The 20476-nt window shown below is 57.6% G+C and carries 15 protein-coding genes; all 15 read left to right on the forward strand.

Annotated features, from left to right (window positions below; translation table 11 throughout):
* The first annotated feature begins 54 nt into the window (after positions 1-54).
* Positions 55-933 (forward strand): MurR/RpiR family transcriptional regulator, encoded by an 879-nt coding sequence (locus ACHZBS_RS19640; RefSeq protein WP_319408220.1) that lies wholly within the window; start codon positions 55-57, stop codon positions 931-933.
* Between the two features lie 212 nt (positions 934-1145).
* On the forward strand, positions 1146-2669 hold the full coding sequence (locus tag ACHZBS_RS19645; protein WP_319408221.1) for a sigma 54-interacting transcriptional regulator: 1524 nt from the start codon (positions 1146-1148) through the stop codon (positions 2667-2669).
* On the forward strand, positions 2666-4408 hold the full coding sequence (locus ACHZBS_RS19650; RefSeq protein WP_319408222.1) for a sigma 54-interacting transcriptional regulator: 1743 nt from the start codon (positions 2666-2668) through the stop codon (positions 4406-4408). The genes ACHZBS_RS19645 and ACHZBS_RS19650 overlap by 4 nt, the downstream gene beginning before the upstream one ends.
* 359 nt (positions 4409-4767) lie before the next feature.
* Positions 4768-5163 carry a 4Fe-4S binding protein gene (locus ACHZBS_RS19655; RefSeq protein ID WP_319408223.1) on the forward strand — a complete coding sequence of 132 codons (396 nt, stop codon included), beginning with the start codon at positions 4768-4770 and terminating at the stop codon, positions 5161-5163.
* A 16-nt stretch (positions 5164-5179) separates the two neighbouring features.
* Positions 5180-6799: a BCCT family transporter gene (locus tag ACHZBS_RS19660; protein ID WP_319408224.1), complete on the forward strand. Its 1620-nt coding sequence runs from the start codon at positions 5180-5182 to the stop codon at positions 6797-6799.
* 12 nt (positions 6800-6811) lie between these two features.
* Positions 6812-8722 carry an aldehyde ferredoxin oxidoreductase family protein gene (locus ACHZBS_RS19665; RefSeq protein WP_319408225.1) on the forward strand — a complete coding sequence of 637 codons (1911 nt, stop codon included), beginning with the start codon at positions 6812-6814 and terminating at the stop codon, positions 8720-8722.
* Positions 8723-8755: 33 nt separating this feature from the next.
* The gene (locus ACHZBS_RS19670) at positions 8756-9967 is read left to right on the forward strand and encodes an FAD-dependent oxidoreductase (RefSeq protein ID WP_319408226.1); all 1212 of its coding nucleotides are present in this window, start codon (positions 8756-8758) and stop codon (positions 9965-9967) included.
* Positions 9968-10126: 159 nt separating this feature from the next.
* Positions 10127-11020, forward strand: coding sequence for a sugar phosphate isomerase/epimerase (locus ACHZBS_RS19675; protein WP_319408227.1), 894 nt, complete (start codon positions 10127-10129; stop codon positions 11018-11020).
* An 83-nt stretch (positions 11021-11103) separates the two neighbouring features.
* The gene (locus ACHZBS_RS19680; RefSeq protein WP_319408228.1) at positions 11104-12537 is read left to right on the forward strand and encodes a trimethylamine methyltransferase family protein; all 1434 of its coding nucleotides are present in this window, start codon (positions 11104-11106) and stop codon (positions 12535-12537) included.
* Positions 12538-12856: 319 nt separating this feature from the next.
* Positions 12857-14113, forward strand: coding sequence for an ABC transporter substrate-binding protein (locus tag ACHZBS_RS19685; protein ID WP_319408229.1), 1257 nt, complete (start codon positions 12857-12859; stop codon positions 14111-14113).
* Between the two features lie 92 nt (positions 14114-14205).
* Positions 14206-14961, forward strand: coding sequence for an ABC transporter ATP-binding protein (locus ACHZBS_RS19690; protein WP_319408230.1), 756 nt, complete (start codon positions 14206-14208; stop codon positions 14959-14961).
* Positions 14962-14975: 14 nt separating this feature from the next.
* Positions 14976-15683: an ABC transporter ATP-binding protein gene (locus ACHZBS_RS19695; protein WP_319408231.1), complete on the forward strand. Its 708-nt coding sequence runs from the start codon at positions 14976-14978 to the stop codon at positions 15681-15683.
* Between the two features lie 19 nt (positions 15684-15702).
* A complete protein-coding gene (locus tag ACHZBS_RS19700; protein ID WP_319408232.1) occupies positions 15703-16743 on the forward strand; it encodes a branched-chain amino acid ABC transporter permease in 1041 nt (346 codons plus the stop codon).
* Positions 16744-16753: 10 nt separating this feature from the next.
* Positions 16754-17773, forward strand: coding sequence for a branched-chain amino acid ABC transporter permease (locus tag ACHZBS_RS19705; protein ID WP_319408233.1), 1020 nt, complete (start codon positions 16754-16756; stop codon positions 17771-17773).
* A 96-nt stretch (positions 17774-17869) separates the two neighbouring features.
* Positions 17870-20287: an FAD-dependent oxidoreductase gene (locus ACHZBS_RS19710; protein ID WP_319408234.1), complete on the forward strand. Its 2418-nt coding sequence runs from the start codon at positions 17870-17872 to the stop codon at positions 20285-20287.
* The last annotated feature ends 189 nt before the right edge of the window (positions 20288-20476 follow it).

Genomic DNA, 20476 nt, shown 5'->3' on the forward strand with positions numbered 1-20476 from the left:
TAATCAATGATATGAAATAAACATTTCATTATCGCCTATATTAAGGACGTTATTATGAATGATTCCCAGGCACATCCGGTGATCAAGGGCATCGTGAATCACCTGGACACACTTACCCCCAAAGGAAAAATCCTGGGCAGCTACATTATTCAAAACCCCCGCAAGGCGGTTTTTATGACCACCAAAGAACTTTCCGAAGCCTGCGGGGTCAGCGAGGCCACGGTGGTTCGGTTCGTGGGGAAGCTGGGCTACGGCGGGTATGGAGAATTTCTTCAGGCGCTGCGGGATTTTGTGGATTCAGGATTGACCCTACCGGACCGGGTGGACCTGCCCGGGATGAAGGGGCCCGGCACCGACCTGCTGCACCGGGTGGTCTTCGAGGAGATGAACAACCTGCGTCAGTTTTACGAGGGCATCGACATGAAGGTGCTGGGCAAGATCGTGGAGCAGCTTGAGAAGAGTCCCGCCGTTTATGTGGTCGGCTCAAGAGTCTCCTACACCTTTGCCTATTACCTGGGGTGGTCATTGACCAAAGTCCGCCGGGGTGTCCATATCTTAAAAGGCAGTGACAGTACCGCCATCGACTGGCTGACCAATGCGCCCGACAACAGCCTGGTGACGATTATCACCACATCCCGCTATCCCAACGAACTGATCAAACTGGGAAAGGTCGCCCGGCGGCTTCAGCACAACCTGCTGGTGATCACCGATAACACCCTGTGCCCGGTAATCCCCTTTGCCCATCTCTCCCTGGTGGTTCCATCCCGCTCAATCCCGCTGATCGGTTATCCGACGACCATTTCCTGCATCATCAACTATCTGGTGCTGGAAATGGTCAATCGTCAGCGCCCGCAGCTCAATGAGCACCAGGAGAAGCTTGAGCAGATGTACCTGGAAAACGATATTTTGTTCAACATGTACGCCCACGACTGACATGGCTTCTAATTAAGTCATCGATGGCAGGACCGGCATGCAGGCGACAGGGTCGAAAATGCGCGGTGGCCGGATAGACCGGCTGGTGTTACACTGCCTTCAGGCACCCTGAGCAAAACCACCGATTTGCCTGATTCATCAAAATGTGCCATGCTTTTTGATATGCGGTAATCCGCCCAACCAAACCTGATCAAACCATGGAAATAATGGCCATGAATACCTTCCCACGCCATTCCATCGCTCGGACGCTCGATATCGGCTATGAAGAATTCCTGCCCTTTTTCGACGGCTTCAGCGAGGGTTTGCTCATCGTCGACCGTACCGGTACCATTATCTACTATAATCCCACCATGGCCGCCATTGATGAACTGGACCCGGCTGAGGTGCTCGGAAAGAAAGTGGTGGATGTATACGACCTGTCAGAGGAAGGCAGCGTGATCATGCAGTGCCTGAAGGATCGGCTGCCCATTGTTGACCGGTCGCTGCTTTATCGAACGCGGCGGGGAAAGGTGGCCAACACCATTCATACCGTGTTTCCCTTGTTCAAGCGTGGCCGGTTAGAAGGCGCCATCTGTCTGGTACGGGAATATAACGTGCTGGAAGAGACCATTTCATCTATTTCCATTCCCCGGCCCAAACGGTCGCTGCCCAATGATACCCGCTTTGATTTTGAGGCCATCGTGGGCAGCAATATCGATTTTCTCAGGGCGGTCAACACGGCCAAAATGGCCGCCATAACACCTTCGCCGGTGATGCTGTATGGGGAGACCGGATCCGGCAAAGAGCTTTTTGCCCAGGCCATTCACAACCACAGCGGTCGCAAGAGCGGCCGCTACACGGCGGTGAACTGCGCCGCCATACCGGAAAACCTGCTCGAAGGATTGCTTTTCGGAACCACCAGCGGCGCCTTTACCGGGGCGCGAAATAAGATGGGAATTTTCGAGCGTGCCAGCGGCGGCACAATTTTTCTGGATGAACTCAACTCCATGGGCACCGGGCTTCAAGCCAAGATCCTGCGGGTCATCCAGGAGCGCAAGGTCCGCCGGTTAGGGTCCCTCCGGGAATCGGAGATCGACCTGAAAATTATCAGCAGTGTGAACCAGGAGCCCCATGTGGCCATCGCCACAAATCATTTGAGGCCTGACCTGTTCTACCGGTTGGGCGTGGTGTTCATTCCTATTCCTCCCTTGCGTGAGCGTAAAGAGGATATCGTTTTGCTGGCGCGGCATTTTCTGGACAAGCATAGCCGGGCGTTGAACCGCAAGGTCTCCGACATTTCCAGTGACGTGCTGGCTTTGTTTAACGATTATGATTGGCCCGGCAACGTTCGTGAACTGGAGCATGTCATCGAGGGGGCCATCAACCTGGTTGTTTCCAGCCGGACCATCGAGCGACGTCACCTGCAGTCCCACCTGACCACCTGGCGTCGGTTGCGGGGACAGCCGGACGCGGTTCAGCCACCCTTGGCCGGTTCGCCGCCACAAGGATACGGTGTTCACGGACAGGGGCCAGAACGATTGCCGGTCCCATCCCCCGGTGCCGGTCAGCGTTCGCCGGACAGCGGGAAAGGCTTGCTGGCCACCCAGGCTGATCAGGAAAAGGCGGTGGTGGCGGATGCCCTGGCCGCCCACGCGGGCAATATCACCCGGGCGGCAAAAAGCATCGGCATTTCACGGCAGCTGTTCAACTATAAGATGAAAAAGTATCGCATCGACCGACACGACTATCTGTCATGAATGCAACGGACCACCACCGGCAATCCTATTTCGAAGCCATCGTAGAGGCCTTTGACGGCATGGTCTACGTGTGTTCGCCGGATAACCGGATCGAATTCGTCAACCGGCAGGTCCTTGAGCAACTGGGGCGTGACCCGGTGGGGGAGGCCTGCCACAAGGCCCTGTATGACAGCGATCAGGTCTGCCCGTGGTGCCCGGAACAAGATGCTTTCCGCGGAAAGACGATTCGATGGGAATTTAGGCATCCGACTAGCGGGCGCTGGTTTTACAACATGGCCACGCCTATTGTCCATCCGGACGGGTCCACGTCGAAACTGAGCCTGTGCGTCGATATCACCGAAAAAAAAAGCGCCGAAAATGCCCTCCTGGAAAGCGAAAGACGTCTGAGCACCCTGATGAACAACCTGCCGGGGATCGTTTATCGCTGCCGGGCGGACGAGACATTCACGATGGAGTTTGCCAGCCGGGGCAGCAAGCGGCTGCTGGGCTTCGAACCGCATGAACTCCTCGGCAAAGGACCCCATGCCTATCAGCGGATCGTTCACCCGGAAGATCGCAAAAACATGCTCAATCTGGTGAGTGAAACCGTGGCCATGCGGCGGCCATTCAGCTTCATCTACCGCATCCGCGCGGCCAGTGGAGAGGAAAAGTGGGTCTGGGAGCAGGGCGAAGGGGTGTTCGACGACGATGACCGGCTGGTTGCCCTGGAGGGGTTTATCAGCGATGTGACCGCTTATAAAGAGGTGGAACTGGATCTTCGCAAGGAGAACCTGCGTCTGCGTTCATCCATCAGCGACCGTTACCGGTTCGGGGACATTATCGGCAAGAGTGAACCGATGCAGGCGGTGTATGACCTGATTCTCAAGGCGGCCGCCAGCGACGCCAGCGTGATCATATTCGGGGAGTCCGGTTCCGGCAAGGAACTGGTGGCCCGGGCCATCCATCGGTTGAGCGATCGTCGGGCAGGCGAATTCGTTGCCGTCAACTGCGGAGCCATTCCAAAAGACCTGATGGAGCGGGAATTTTTCGGCCACATGAAGGGCGCTTTTACCGGAGCCACTGCGGACAAGGGCGGGTTCCTGGATTCGGCAGACGGGGGGACCCTGTTTCTTGATGAGATCGGTGAGATCGGGCAGGATATGCAGGTCAAACTGCTGAGGGTGCTGGACGGTGTGGGTTACACCCCTTTAGGCGGGATCAAGCTCAAGCGCAGCGACTTTCGGGTGATTGCCGCCACCAACCGGGACCTGGTGAAGCTGGTCAAGGATGGACGGATGCGCGAGGATTTTTTTTACCGTATCCGCATTCTGCCCATCCAGTTGCCGCCGCTACGTAAACGCAAGGGAGATATCCCGCTGCTCATCGATCATTTTTTGTCAACGCTCACCAGGGGCAATGAGCAGCCCCCGCATTTGCCGGTGCGGGTTCGCGAGGCCATGGAAACCTACACCTGGCCCGGTAATGTCCGTGAGCTGCAGAATGTGCTGCATACCTACGTTACCTTGGGGAAACTGGACCTGATGGGGCAGATTTCCGACCGGTCGGGCGAAGGACAGGCGGTCACGGAACCGCCTTTTTCAGCCGGTGCCGGCCTTCGACAGCGGATGGATGCCCTGGAAAAAAAGATGCTTCTCAGCGCTCTGGAAGCGAATCGATGGCATCGCGGCAGGGCGGCTGAAGCCCTGCAGCTCAACTACAAGACGCTCCAGCGAAAAATGAAAATGCATGGCATAAAGTAGTCCGTATTTAGGACATTTATGTCTTAACGCACTAAAACGCTGACATTCCAATCGATTAATTCCGTTCCTGCTTGCACACAAGGACATTTATGTCCAATCCCCTCTAAACCGCTGTACCTGAAAAAATAAAACTTTTTCTTTCATTTCAAGGGGCTGAAAAAAACCGTTCCGATGGCATAAAGATTGAAATCTTTCTTTCATCAATGGTGGGGTCAGCTTTCACCCCTTTTGCGGTGACGATACAACCCGCTTTCATCGCTCACCCCCCTCGACGTTGCAAAGATTCTCGAATAACCATCGTTCCACGCCTTTCAGATGGTTCATCTCATATGTTCAACCCTTACCCAGGGAGTGTTTCCATGACGCCAACTGTCATCCACGAAAAATGTTCCGGATGCGGGACCTGTAAGCTGGCCTGTGCAATGGAAAATTTCAATGCGGTTCAGCCCGCCCGGGCGCTTTTGCGGATCGAAGGGCGCTTTCCCGCACCGGGAGATTACCAGATCCATTTTTGCGATCAGTGCGGCGAGTGCGCTGACAGCTGCCCGGTGGATGCCATCGCCATGGATGCCGGGGTTTACCGCGTGGACCCGGACCTTTGCACCGGTTGCATGACCTGCGTGGCGGTCTGTCCGAAAGGGGTCATGGTGGAACAACCGGGATCCGAGTTACCGGCAAAATGCATATTGTGCGGCGCCTGTGCGGAAATCTGCCCGCGCGGTGCCATCGTGATGACAGAGTCAATGCATGCCTGACTAAGGTGATGACGGTATGACTGACGATCAGAAAGGAAAAGGAATGAACGACAACTCCATCGACAAAACCGTATCCATCACCTCGGCCGTCTGCTGCCTGGCCTTCGTTTTTATGACGATGGCTTCGCCGGATCAGGTCAAGGACCTTTTCGACAAGATCTTTAAATTTTTCATCAGCAATTTTGGCTGGGCCTATATGACCTGCGTGGCCGGTTTCGTGGTTTTTTGTCTGGCCGTGGCTTTTTCGCGCTTCGGTAATATTCGCTTGGGCAAGGATGATGAAAAACCCGAGTTCAGCCTCAGCGCCTGGTTTGCCATGCTCTTTGCCGCCGGCATGGGCATCGGCCTGGTTTTCTGGGGGGTCGCCGAGCCGATCTACCATTTTGCCGGTCCGCCTTTTGCCGACCCCAAAACACCGGCGGCTGCATCCGAAGCCATGCGAACCGTCGTCTTCCACTGGGGGCTTCACCCCTGGGCCTGCTACGCCACCGTGGCCCTGGTGCTGGCCTATTTCCAGTTCCGCAAAGGATATCCGGGGTTGATCAGCGCCACGCTGACCCCCCTGATCGGCGAAAAAGCCGCCCAGGGAACCACTGGAAAGATCATCGATTCCCTGGCTGTGGTCACCACCCTGTTCGGTGTGGCCACGTCGCTGGGTCTGGGCGCCCTGCAGGTGACCACCGGCCTGGACCTGCTTTACGGCATCGGCAAGGGTACCGCAATCTCCATCTCCGTCATTGCCGTCGTGACAATCCTTTATATTACCTCCGCCGTCACCGGGATCAACAAGGGGATCCGTATCCTGAGCAACACCAACATGATCATGGCTTTCGGCCTCATGCTACTCGTTCTGGTCCTCGGTCCTACCCGCTACATTTTAAATTCGTTGATCGAATCCATCGGCAACTACTTGCAAAATATCCTCTGGCTCAGTTTTTTCGTGGACGCCAGCGGCGGGGTGGCCAAACACACCGGCTATGACTGGTCCGGCGCATGGACAGTGTTCTACTGGGCCTGGTGGCTTACCTGGGCGCCTTTTGTGGGGGTGTTCATCGCCCGCATATCCCGCGGCCGAAAAATCCGGGAGTTCGTTCTGGGCGCCCTTCTGGCGCCGACCCTGCTGTGCGCCATTTGGTTCAACATACTCGGCGGTTCGGCGATTTTCCTGGAACTCAACGGTACGCCGGGCATCGCCGATGCCACCTTTAAAGATGTAACCACGGCCATCTTCACGCTCTACAACAACTTCAGCATGAGTGCATTTCTTTCGCTGATCTCCATGATCATCGTCTCCATTTTTTTCATCACGTCGGCCGATTCGGCCACCTTCGTGGTGGGCATGATGACCTCCGGCGGCAGCCTGGAGCCCAAAACCGGACTGAAGGTCTTCTGGGGGCTGGTCTGCTCCTCCATCGCGGCGATGCTGCTGGTTGCCGGGGGCTTGAAGGCCGTGCAGACGGTTTCCTTTGTGGTCTCCTTTCCCTTCATGATTCTGATGCTCTTCATGGCTTGTTCTTTTATCAAGGCGATTTCGGCAGAAACCGAAACCGCCAGAAAACCCAAAAAACGCAAATCGACGAGCCGGTCCACCGAAACTGCCGCTGCGGTTGAAGCCGCCCCGAGCTTGTCAAATTAAGGAGTCGGATCCATGTACGGATATGCCGGAACCATTCTTAGGATCGACCTGTCCAGCGGTGCAATTGAAAAACAGCCGTTGGATGAGACCCTGGCGGAGCGATTTATCGGTGGTCGGGGATTCGTGGCCAAGCTGCTCTTCGACGAATTGCCGCGCGGCATCGACCCCTACGATGAGCGGAACCTGTTCATTGCCGCCACCGGCCCCCTGTCCGGCCACCTGGTGCCGGCCAGCGGCAAGACCCACTTCGGCACCAAATCGCCGGCGACCGGCGGATATGCAGACAGCAACATGGGCGGCCATTTCGGCCCGGCATTGAAATATGCCGGGTACGACATGCTGGTTATTACCGGGTGCGCGCCGGTGCCTAGCTACCTGTTCATCGACGACGACCAGATAGAGATCCGTCCGGCCGGGGATTACTGGGGGCAGGGGGCGCTGACCGCCGAGAAAAGCCTGAAAGTGGATCTGGGGGAGGATTTTCAGATTTTGACCATCGGGCCGGGCGGTGAGCAGCGGGTGCGTTATGCCTGCCTTTCCCATGATTTCGGCCGTCAGGCCGGACGGAGCGGAGTGGGGGCCGTGTTGGGGTCTAAGCGAATCAAGGCCATTGCCGTCAAAGGTTCAGGCAGTCTGCCGGTGTTCGATGTGCAAAAGGCCTTTGCCGCCGGCAAGGACGCCTTCAAGAAGGTGTCCGCCAAACCCGGCTTCACCGAGTGGACGCCTGAAGGAACTGCGGGGATCACCAACTGGATCAACGAGGTGGGCGCTTTTCCCACACGCAACTTTAAAACCTCATTTTCGGACCATTATGAGGAGATCAACGGTAAGGCCATCCTGAAAAAACTGAAAATTACCGACAAGGGCTGCTACTGCTGCCCCACGCCCTGTGGCAAGTATGGCCACACAAAAACCAAGTTGGGTGATGCATACGTGGAAGGCCCAGAGTACGAAACCATCGCCCTGTTCGGTGGCAACTGCGAACTCAAGACCATCGAAGAAGTCGCCTATGCCAATTACCTGTGCGACGAACTGGGGATAGACACCATTTCAGCAGGCGCCGTTATCTCCTGGACCATCGAGTGTTTTGAAAAGGGTATGCTCAGCGAAAGGGAGATCGGTCGACCGGTGAAATTTTCCGACATCGAAACGGTTGACTACCTGGTGCGCAAGATCGTGGCCCGGGAAGGCATCGGCGATCTGCTGGCCGAAGGCGTGAAAAAAGCGGCTGAGAAGGTGGGGCAAGGCTCCGATGCCTTCGCCATTCACGTCAAGGGGTTGGAATGGACCGGTTATGAGTGCCGCAACGCCCCTTCCATGATGCTGGCCTACATGACGGCCGACATCGGTGCCCATCACTCACGGGCATGGGTGTTGGGGCATGATATGGCCGGCGCCTGGACCAATGTCAACGATCTGGTCAACAGCGGCGGCACGGTGGAGCGGCAGCCCCCGGCCCGGATCAGGGCGGACAGTGCCCGCTTTGTGATTGACTCCCAACACACCCGTCCCCTGTTCGATGCCCTGGGGATCTGCCGGCTTCAACTGATGGAGCTGGGCTTCGAGGTAGAGAATTACGAAGCACTTTTCTATTTCATTACCGGAGAAAAGCGTTCGTGGAAGGAGATGCTGGGTGTCTCCGAACGGATATGGAACCTTACGCGTTCAATCTCCGCCAGGGAAATCAAAGGCTTTGGCCGCAGCTGGGATTTCCCGCCGGATCGGTTTTCCACCGAGCCGATTCCCTCCGGTCCCAACGAGGGCTATTTCATTCCCAAGGAAAGCCTCGAACAGCTGCTGGACTGGTATTACGCGGAAAGGGGCTGGGATGCCAACGGCCTCCCCACCCGGCAAACCCTGGTGCGGCTTGGGCTTGAAGAGGTAGCCGACCAACTGACTGCTGAAGGAGTGCTGACCAACTAAGTATTCAATCCAACCAATCGGGAGAATAGGACCATGAGAAAAATACTGACTCCGGACGCATTTGATCAGGAAACGGCCGATGCCGTAGTCATCGGTGGTGGGATTATCGGTGTGGCAACGGCGTTCTGGCTCTCCCGCGCCGGTTTTTCAACGATCCTGGTGGAAATGCGCAACGGTTTGTCCACACTCACCACCACAGCATCCATCGAATCGTTTCGGGCCCAGTTCACCGAACCGGCTATGGCCGCCCTAGCCAAGGAGTCCATCGAGGTGTGGGAGAACTTTGCCCAGACCACCGGCCTGGAAGGCTATGAAATCGATCTGCACCATGGCGGCTACCTGTTTTTGACCACCGAGGAGAATATGGTTGCTGACGTGAAGGCCACGGTCGAGGCCTACCACAAGGTCGGCGTAACCGATTCCGAGTATCTCAGCGGCGGCGAGATCCTCAACCGCTGGCCCTGGTTGTCACCTGAAATCAAAGCCGGCGCGTTCCGGGCCAAAGACGGCTGGTTTTCCGCCCATGAGGTGACCCAGGGTTTTGCCCGGGCGGCCGAGAAGGCGCGCTTTTATGTGCGCACCCGCGCCACCGGTATCGAGACAGACAATCAGGGGGTCTGTGCGGTGCTCACCGACCGGGGGCGCATCAACACGCGCGTGGTGGTCAATGCCGCCGGGCCTTTCGCCATCAACGTGGGCCGTTGGGTGGGGTTGGATCTGCCCATCTACCAGATGCGCCGTCAGCGCGTCTTTGTGGCGCCTCATCCTAAAATCCCCCAGAATGCTCCCCTGATCATGGATGTGGACAACGAATCCTACTGGCGACCGGAAACCGGCGGTGCCCTTCTCGGTTGGCACGACCCCGACGAGCAGAAGAGCGACCCCATGGAAGATCCCCCGGGCGACTGGGACTTTCCCGCTTTCACCCTGGAGATGTGCTCGCGTCTCAGTCCTTTTTGGAGAGAGGTGGTCGACGACCTGAAACAGGAGGATCTGTCGGTTTATGCCGGCCAGTATGTGCATGCTCCCGACGATCAACCCCTGATCGGCCCGGTTGCTGATATTCCCGGTTTTTATCTGAACTGCGCTTACTGGCCGGGAGTGATGCTGTCGGCTGCTGCCGGCCGCTGGACCTGTGACCTGATTACCGGAAAGATGAAGCCCGAAGAGAACCCGCTGCGCCTGAGCCGCTTCGAGGAGGGGCTGGCCACGCCGCCGGGGGCTTTTATGCGCGGCCGCCATTGAAAAGGGTTCAAGGGGTCGAGGTGTCAAGGATTCAAGGGATAGGGCTATGCATATCACCTGTACCGCCACTGGACCCCTCGGCCCCTTGAATCCTCGAATCCTTTGTCTACGAAGAGCATGTCAAGCCTGGGTTGCATGGCGAACAAAGGAGAATACGTTATGGCCAAAAAAATGAAACTGGGGCTGCACACATACACCCTCCATCTGTGGGGCTTGGGCCAGAACTGGGGCATTGTGGCGGATCCGCGGCCCAAGGAGATAAACCTGCTCCAGTTGATTGACAAGGCGGTCGAGTGGGGGCTCGACGGACTGCACATTACCGGCTGCGATTTAGAGACCAAGGACGATGGGCGCCTGGAGGAGGTGAAGTCGGCAGCCGCCTCCCACAACCTTTACCTGGAGTACAATTGTTCACGGGAGGAGGAGTTCGATCCGCGCCTCTCCGATGGGGTCGAATCGGGCATCCGGATTGCCGAAAAACTCGGTGCCGACCTGACCAAGCTCAGCCTGGATATCCGGCGGCCCCGCCCCCTCTACGGCAGCTGCTTCCATCCGGAAGTGATGCGGCAGTTGTGCGACTGCCACGATGAGATTGTGGCGGTGCTGCCTCTGCTGGAGCGAACCGGCATGCGCCTGGCGCTGGAAAACCATACCGAGACTTTTGCCGACGAGATCGTCTGGCTGATCGACAAGATCAACCACCCCCTCGTCGGGGCCTGCGTTGATACGGTCAACTCCATGGGAGTCCTCGAAAACCCGGAAACCGCTGTCAACAAGCTTGCGCCCTTGGCATTTTGCAACCATTTCTGCGATCACAAACTCGACCGGGACCAGTTCGGCATTCGGTTCCATGGGGTGGCCTTGGGCGACGGGGACATCGACTGTTTCAAAACCTACCGGACCATCCGGGAGTTGTCGCCGACCGACCGGATTACCTTTGAAATCGAATGGGATATAGGCGAAGACGCACTGGAAATAGCACGGGAAAAAGAGATGGATGCCTGCATCCGGAGCATTCAGTACGCCCGCAACGTTCTTAAGATCGGCAGGTAACGATATGCATTCGCCGGTAGCCGACAGGGCGTACCGACAACCGACCGGATGACGGATTAACCATACATTGAGGAGGAACGTCCATGCAGCGGTTTGAATATTTTACTGACCATGATGTCCAGAAGATTCATGAAGCGACCCTGCACGTGCTGGAAACGGTAGGTGTAGACTTCGGGTACGCACCGGCCGTCGAGGTCTTCAAGAAGGCTGGCTGCCGGGTTGAAGGGGAAAGAGTCTTTCTGTCACCCAAGATGGTAATGGAACAGGTGGCCAAGGCGCCTTCCGAATACACCCTGCAGGCGCGCAACCCGGAAAAGAACGTGGCCATCGGCGGCGATAATATCGCCTACATTCCCTGCTACGGCGCTCCCTTTGTCCATGACCTGGATCGGGGAAGAAGAGAATCCACCCTGGAAGATTACAGTAATTTCGTCAAGCTCTCCCATGCCAGCAAGAGTATGGATATCACCGGCGGCATGATGGCCGAACCCAACGACATTCCCCATGCGCGGCGCAATGCCGAGATGATGTTCGCCTCCATGCGCTATTCGGACAAGCCCTTCATGGGCGGTGCAATCGGTGCCGAGGCCGCTCGGGAAACCATCGAGATGGCAGCCATTGTCTTCGACTGTTCGGAAGCAGCGCTGGCCGAGAAGATGCCCATGATCAGCATTTTGTGCACCCGTACCCCCCTGGCCTACGACGACCGAATGCTGGGTGCGATCATGGAATATGCCAAGGCCGGGATACCCCAGCTGATTTCCTCTCTGTCCATTGCCGGGGCCACTTCGCCGGTGACCATGGAAGGCACCCTGGTGGTTCAGAACGCGGAGGTGCTGGCCGGCATCGTGTTGACCCAGTTGATCCGTGAAGGCACGCCGGTGGTATTTTCCGGATCATCTTCAGCCGCCGCCATGCGTTACGGCACCTTGAGCATCGGCGCACCGGAGATGGCCGTGAACACCGCGGCTACGGCCCAAATGGCGCGCTTTTACGGCATCCCCAGCCGGGGAGGCGGCGCCATTACCGATTCCAAGCTTCCTGATGCCCAGGCTGGCATGGAGTCCATGATGAGCCAACTCATGGCCACCTTGTCCGGCGTGCATTTCGTGCTGCATTCCGCCGGTATCCTCGAAGGCTATATGGCGGCTTCCTATGAAAAATTCGTCATCGACGACGAAATCTGCGGCATGTGCAAACGCATCAAACGCGGGGAGCAGGCGGACCCCGAAAAAATGGCCCTGGATGTGATCTCCCAGGTGGGGCCAGGCGGCGAATACCTGACCCACATGCATACCTTCCAGAATTTTCGCAGGGAATTCTACACGCCCATCATTGAGCAGAGGGAAGCATACGCCGGCTGGAAGGAAAAGGGCGGTGAATCCATCGAAAAGGCTGCCAATCGCAAGTGGAAAGAAATCCTGGAAGCCTACCAGGAGCCGGAATGCCCGATGGAACGCTTATGGCGCTCGAAAAGTACATCGAGAAAAAATACGGGAAATAGCGAAGGAGAATAAATACGGATCGGGTCAATGGGGACCTCTGCTGAAGTGCAAACTAATTTTCACTGATTGGCGAAAAATAGTTTGCTTAAAAGCAAAAGATTTTTCTTTTGAGACTTTCGTCAAGAATAAATGCAAAATTGAGCGTTTCTTAAAAAATTTTTTAACAAATTGTTGTTAAAGAAAAAATATCAACTCGTGAAAGCTTTTCCAAGTAGATGAATATGCATCAGTTTTTGCGGTATGTTTATTGCTTTCATACGATTCACCACATTTTAATCGGCATGTTTTTCATTCAAAAAGAGGTAAAACCCCAACCCCAACGGAGGAACCTATGAGAGGAAAGAAACTGATCGTGAGTATTGTAATGGCATGTTTTGCCTTGAGCCTGTTTGCCGGAACGGCGGCCGCCGAGAAGGTCCTCAAGGTGGGGATCATCGGTCCGTTTACCGGGCCGTCGGCTAAAACAGGCCAAGAGTTCAAGGGGTCGGTGACCATGGCCTTTGAAAAAGTCAACAACATGGTGGGCGACTACAAGCTCGAACCCGTATGGGTGGACAGCCAGAGCGACCCGGCCAAGGTTGCCAGCGCCTATTCAGAGGCCTGTGAGCGCATCGGCATTCAGGGCGGTGTGCTCAACTGGCACAGCTCCACGGCCGTGGCCGCCATGGATGTGGCCGCCCAGTACAAGGTGCCCCATATGTTCGGCTTTGGGGCCACCGAAGTGGTTAACCAGAAATGGCGCAGTGATCCGGAAAAGTACAACTACTGGGGCGGCAAAGGCTGGCCCATCCCCGGCAAGCTGATGGCCGGCTACGCCGAGACCATCGATAATGCGGTCAAAAGCGGCAAGTTCAAACCCAAGGCGAAGAATGTTGCCATCGCCTGTGAAGACACCGATTGGGGCCACAGCGCCGGTGATGCCGTGGCCGCCGAGTTCGAGAAAAAAGGATGGACGGTGGTGTCAAAAGACTACTACCCCATTACCCAAACCGACTTTTACCCCCTGCTGGGCAAACTCAAGAAACAAAATGTGGCCGTTATGTTCAGCACCAGCACCGCCGCACCGGTGACATCTGCTTTCATCAAGCAGACCCGTGAAGTGGGCCTCAAGTCGCTGATCATCATCGACGGTCTGGGTTGGTCGGGCGACTGGTACAAGATGGCCGGCGCTGCCTCCGACGGCGTGCTGGACATGATTCCTCAGTTGACCACCCAGGAAGCCAAAGACTGGGCCGTTGAATTTGAGAAACGCTTCGGCATGAAGCCCAGCCCTTCGGCAGGCGGGCTTTCCTATGACGGCGCCAGTTTTTTCGTCAAGATTTTACAGCGCGCCAATGAAAAATACGGCAAGCTGGACAAGGAGACCATCCACAAGGTGATAGTGGAAGAGGTCAACACCGGCAAGCTGACCTACGCCAAGGCCGATGGCGCCATCATCATGAACGAATACCGCTACAACATGGATACCATGCCCGACCCGGTCGTCGCCCGCGACGGCTATTTCTTCCCGGTGATCCAGTACAAGGGCGGTGTTGGCAAAATCGTCTACCCCGAAGACTGGGCCGAAGCCGAGTTCATGGCGCCCTGATCGGATCCATCAGCTCTCAAATGCAACCGCCGGGGGGCGGCTTCGACCGATCCCCGGCGGCATCCCCAACTCCTCAGTCAGGTGAGATGCAAATGATCGTTCTGGAGACCAAAGAGTTAACCAAGCAGTTCGGCGGTTTGACGGCGGTCAACGCGGTGTCCATGCACATCAACGAAGGGGACATCGTGGGGTTGATCGGCCCCAACGGGGCGGGCAAGACCACCCTGGTCAATGCCATTTCCGGTTTGAACCCGCCCACCTCGGGCCAGGTGTTCTTGTTCGGCGAAAACACGACCGGCAAGACCCCGGAGAAGATGTGCCGGCGGAAATTGTCGCGCACGTTTCAGATTCCGATCCCCTTTCCCAAGATGACCGTGCTGGAAAACGTGATGACCGCGGCGATCTTCGGCAACCGGCCGGGAACGATCAAGGATCCGGCGGCCCACAGCCGCAAGATGCTCGAATTCGTCGATTTTCCCATCGCCGAGGACGCCATCAGCGAGCAGCTCAACACCGTACAGCTCAAACGCCTGGACCTTGCCCGCGCATTGGCCAGCGGTCCGAAGATGCTCTTTTTGGATGAACTGGCTTCGGGACTGAGCGAAGGCGAGCTCAAGGATATGATCACCCTGATTTTCAAGATCCGCGACCAGGGGATTACGATCCTGATGATCGAGCACATCATGCAGCTGATCATGAACCTTTGCAACCGGCTGGTGTGCATCCAGTTCGGCACCAAGATCGCCGAGGGGACCACCGAGGAAGTGGCCAACGACCCTGCGGTGACCAAGGCCTACCTGGGCGACGCGGCGGACAGCTGCGCACCCGAAGCCCGACAACCCGCTTAGCCAACGGAGACGCGATGCTACTGGAAGTGAAGAACCTCAATGCCGGCTATGGCTTTCTGCAGATCCTGCGCGACGTGTCCCTGACCGTGGATACCGGCGAGTACGTGTGCCTGGTGGGCCCCAACGGGGCGGGGAAGAGCACCACGCTCAAGACCATCGCCGGACTGGTTCCGCCCATGAGCGGCGAGATCCTGTTCAAGGGCGAGCCCATCGGCGGGCTACCGGGCAACAAGGTGGCCCGCAAGGGAATCGCCCTGGTATCGGAGGCGATGAACCTGTTTGTCAACATGACCGTGCAGGAGAACCTGGCCATGGGGGCGTACACGATCAAGGACAAGCGGCTGCAAAAGGACCGGTTGGACTTTGTGTTCGACCTGTTTCCCCGTCTGGTGGAGCGGCGTAACCAACTGGCCGGGACCATGAGCGGCGGCGAGCGCAAGATGCTGGCCATCGGCCGGGGGCTGATGTCCAATCCCACCTTGCTTTTGGTGGACGAACCCTCCTTCGGCCTGGCTCCGCTGCTCACCGAAAACGTGTTCCAGAGCCTTGACACCTTGGTCAAACAGGGCATGACCATCATGGTGGTGGAGCAGAACGTGACCAAGACCCTGTCGGTGACCGACCGGGGCTACGTGCTGGAAAACGGCCGCATCGAGCTGTCCGGCAAGAGCAGCGACCTGGCCTGCGACGCCCATGTGCGCAAGGTGTTTTTAGGAGTCTGATACTGAAAGGAACGGGTTCATGGTAGAACAGCTAGAAAAACGCATCTGGGAACGCATCTTCAAATGGAGCGGGTCAGCAGCGGGGATTGCGGTGATTGCGACTGTGGTCGTAGCCGTGGCGGCCACCCTGGACCGCGGCGGTTACTTGCTGGTCAACACGGTGGTGACGGGCGGCATGCTGGCCCTGGTGGCCATGGGGCTGGCCCTGGTGTTCGGTGTGATGAACATCCCCATGTTCGCCCATGGGGAATACTTCATGATCGGCTCGTTGACGGCCTATTACGTGTTCACGCCCATCAACAATTATATCACGATGCATCCCGATTCACCCCTGACTTTTTTAGGCCCGTTGATCACCATCGTGGCAGCGATGATCGTGGGCGCCCTGGTGGGGGTGGCCTCCGAGGTGCTGGTATTTTCCCAGCTTAGAAAGCGCAGCCGCGAGAACTGGGTGATGAACTCGTTCCTGCTCACCGTGGGGCTGTCGGTGGTACTGATCAACGCCCACCAGCTATTCTTCGGGGCCGACTTCAAAGGGATCACGCGCTACTGGGCCGGCATGCCCATCACGGTCATGGATGTGTTCATTTCCCGCGACCGGGCGATGTCCTTCGCCCTGGCAGCCATCGTAGTGGTGGTGTTCTGGTTCTTCATGACCTACACCCGCACGGGCCGGGCCATCCGCGCCGTCTCCCAGGACGAGAACGGCGCCCTGATGGTGGGCATCGGCCTCAAGGGCATCCTGATGCTGACCATGTCCCTGTCCTGCTCCCTGGCGGCCATTGCCGGCGCCAGCCTGTTGTTCATGTACCCCGCCTACCCGTCGGTGGGCCTGGAACCCCTGTACATGGCCTGGTTCGTGGTGATCCTGGCCGGCCTGGGTAACGTGCTCGGGGCGGTGATGGGCGCCTTCATGGTCGCCCTGTTAAAGGTGCTGACCATCGAGTATATCGGCTCCGGCTGGGACTTCGTGGTGCCTTCGGCCCTGATCATCGTCGTACTGATCTTCAAACCCAGCGGCATATTCGGTTCCGAAGTGCGCGGCATCCTGGACAAATAGCGGAGGACTCATGGACCAGACCAACCCTGTTAACAAGCTGCTGAACCTGTTGTGCTTCACCCCGGCCGGACTGATCGCCCTGGTCGTGCTGTTCTTGCTGCCCCTGATCCCGCCCTTCAATCAGGAGTACCTGCTGCGCTGGCTGATCAGTGCCGCCTTTATCGCGGCCCTGGCGGTGGCCTTCGACTTTACGGCCGGGTTCATTTCCATCGTCAACTTCGGCTATGCGGCCATCATGGGCCTGGGGGGCTACACCTCGGCCATCCTGGCAGAGCGCATCGGCCTGAACCCGTGGATCGGGATGCTGGCCGGCGGGTTGCTGGCCGCCTTCCTGGGGTTCGTGATCGGCGCCATCACGCTTCGCCTGCGGGGCATCTTCGCCGCGTGTCTGGCCTGGTTCTTCGGCCTGGCGCTGATGGGGCTGGCCACAAAGATGGTCTGGCTGACCCGCGGGCCGTTGGGGATGCGCGTGGACCGGTTGTTCGAATCCCAGTCCAACGTGCCCTACTACTACCTGTGCCTAGTGATGATGGTGGTGATCTTCATCATCTGCAAGTGGTGTACGCGCACCAAGATGGGCCTGGCCTTCAAGGCCATCGGACAGAACATGGAAGCTGCGCGCACCTCGGGGATCAACCCGATCTTCTACCGGCTGGTGAACTTTACCTTGAGCTGTGCGCTGGCCGGGTGGATGGGAGGCTTTTACGCCCACTACTACGGCATCCTGACCCCGGATATGATGCACACCGCCAAGACCGTGGAGGTGCTGGCGGTGGCCTACATCGGCGGGCGGGGCAGCCTGTGGGGCGGGGCGGCCGTCGCCTTCCCCTTCATCTTCGCCATGGAACTGGTGCGCTCGTCCCTGTCCAACCTGCCGGGACTCAACCTGCTGCTTTACGGCCTGCTGCTGATCCTGGTGATGATCTACTACCCCGGCGGCTTTGCCGAGTTCTTCGACAACACCTTCAGAACGACCAAAAACAAGGCGTTGGGCTATTTTCTCAACGGGGCATACGGCTCCGCCAAATGAGGTCAGTTCGAGAATGACATCAATTTAATTTTGAAATATTTATCGGTGCCGAATCTGCACCGAAGCCATATCCATATCAAAAGGAGAAGAAAGGTTATGAAAACACAGGCACGCGTGGTTGTGATCGGCGGCGGCGCTATTGGCGTCAGCGTGGCCTATCACCTGGCCAAATACGGCTGGAAAGATGTGGTCTTGATCGAAAAGCACGAGCTCACCTCCGGCTCCACCTGGATGGCGGCGGGGAATTGTTCATTCTTCCACGGCAACTATTATTGCACCCAGGTCAATATGAAGAGTATCGAGATCTACCAGCAGCTGGAAGCCGAAACCGGCCAGAGCGTGGGCTGGCACACCACCGGCTCCATCCGCACCGCCGACAATCCCGGTCGAATGGAAGAACTGGGATACATTTACAGCATGAACCGCTGCCTGGGATTGGACGTGAGCTGGATCTCTCCGGAAAAGATGAAGGAAATGCATCCGCTCATGAACACCGAGGGTATTATCGGCGGCCTCTACTGGCCCGATGACGGCGATGTGGACCCCAGCGGCATCACCATGGCGATGAGCATCGGTGCCAAGCGGCACGGCGCCGAGATCAACACCCATACACAGGTGACCGGCATCGAGCATACCGCCTCCGGCGAATGGCTGGTGCACACCGACAAGGGCGACGTCACCTGTGAATACGTGGTCAACGCCGCCGGCCTGTGGGCCCCCCGGGTAGCCAAAATGGTGGGGCTGGAGATCCCCTCCATCCCCGGTGAGCACACCCATATCCTTTTCGAAGCCATCGACGTGGTGGAAAACCGCGACACCTATCTGCCCCTGATCCGTGACCCCGACCGCTCCATTTACATCCGCCAGGAAATGGACAGCCTGATCCTGGGTCTGTATGAGAGCAAGGTCAAGCAGTGGAACCCCAAAGGGGTGCCCTGGGACTACGCCCAGACGGAACTGCAGCCGGATATCGACCATATCGCCGATTTTATCGAAAACGGCATCTATCGTTTCCCGATCATGGGCGACACCGGTTTCAAACACGTGACCGACGGACCCATCACCTACACGCCCAACGGCGACCCGCTGGTGGGGCCGGCCTACCCGCTGAAGAACTTTTTCCACGCCTGCGGCTACAGCTTCGGTATCACCCAGGCCGGCGGCATCGGCCACTACCTCGCCGGCTGGATCATGGACGGCGAGCCCGAAATCGACCTGTGGCCGGTGGACAGCCGCCGCTACGGCAGCTACGCCAACTGGGCCTACAACCACGAGAAGATTGAGGATACGTATCCGAGGCTTTACGCGATCATCTGCCCCAACGACTGGCGCGACGCCGCCCGTCCCAACCGCACCGCACCCATTTACGAGTACCAGAAGCAGGCCGGTGCGGTGTTCGGCGACTACTACGGCTGGGAGTGCCCCAACTATTTTACCGACAGCAGCGCGGACAGCCGCGAAAATCCAGGCTGGAAACGAAACAACACCTTCGGCTATGTGGACGCCGAGTGCAAACACGTCATGGAAAAAGTGGGCATTCTGGATCTCTCCCGCTTTGCCAAGACCCGCATCTCCGGTCCCGGCGCCGAGGCCTGGCTCAACCGGATGACCTGCCAGAAGGTGCCGACCACCGACGGCCGCATCGCCCTGTCTCCCATGCTGGACGGCAACGGCAATTTCAAGTCGGACATGACCATCACCTGGGTCAAGGACGGCGAGTTTTTCTGCGTTACCGCCTCCGTGGGCAAACGCCACGACCAGCACTGGCTGATGGAAAACCTGCCCGCAGACGGCAGCGTTTGCCTGGAAGACGTGACCTACCAGATGGGCTGCCTGATCCTGGCCGGCCCCAAGAGCCGGGAGGTGCTGGCCAAAGCATCCTACGACGATGTCTCCAATGCGGCGTTTCCCTTCGGCACCAGCCGGGAGATCTTCGTGGGAAGGGTCAAATGCCGGGTCAACCGCATGAACTATGTGGGGGAGCTGGGCTACGAAATCTTTCACCCCATCCAGTCCCAGATTGCGGTATTCCAGACCCTCATGGCCGCCGGTGAGGCCTTCGACCTCAAGATGTTCGGCATGTACGCCATGGATTCCATGCGCCTGGAAAAGGGTTACCTGGCCTGGAAGAGCGAAATGAACGTCCACCACACTCCCCTGGAGACCAACGTGGCCTGGACGGTGAAGATGGACAAAGACTTCATCGGCAAGGCAGGTCTGGAGAAGCAGAAGGCCGCCGGCGTGCCCCGCCAGCTGGTCTGCCTGGTGTGCCAGGCCGACGATGCCGATCCGTGGGGCTACAATCCCATCTTCGACGGTGACCGGATCGTGGGCATGACCTCTTCGGGCGGGTACGGACACCGCACGGACAAGAGTATTGCTTTAGGCTATGTACCACCCGTACTGGCAGCGCCGGGAACCCGGCTGGACGTGGAAGTGCTGGGGCAGAAACTGGCCGCCGAGGTGGTGGCCATGCCCCTGTACGATCCGAAAAATGAGCGGATGAAGGCGTAGAAAGCTCAATTATAAATTATGAATGGATGAATTCTGTCGATTTAAAGAATGCCTTCATTCAAAATTAAAAACTGATCATTAAAAATTCTTGTATGCAGGGGCCTCCTCCTGCTGCCGGGGCGGGACCGACCCACGGCACCTCCCCAAAGGGGGTCGGTCCCGCTTTTCCCGGTGACCGGTGTGCCCAAA

Origin of the sequence: uncultured Desulfosarcina sp., from assembly GCF_963664155.2 — a bacterium.
In the GTDB taxonomy this organism is placed as follows: domain Bacteria; phylum Desulfobacterota; class Desulfobacteria; order Desulfobacterales; family Desulfosarcinaceae; genus Desulfosarcina.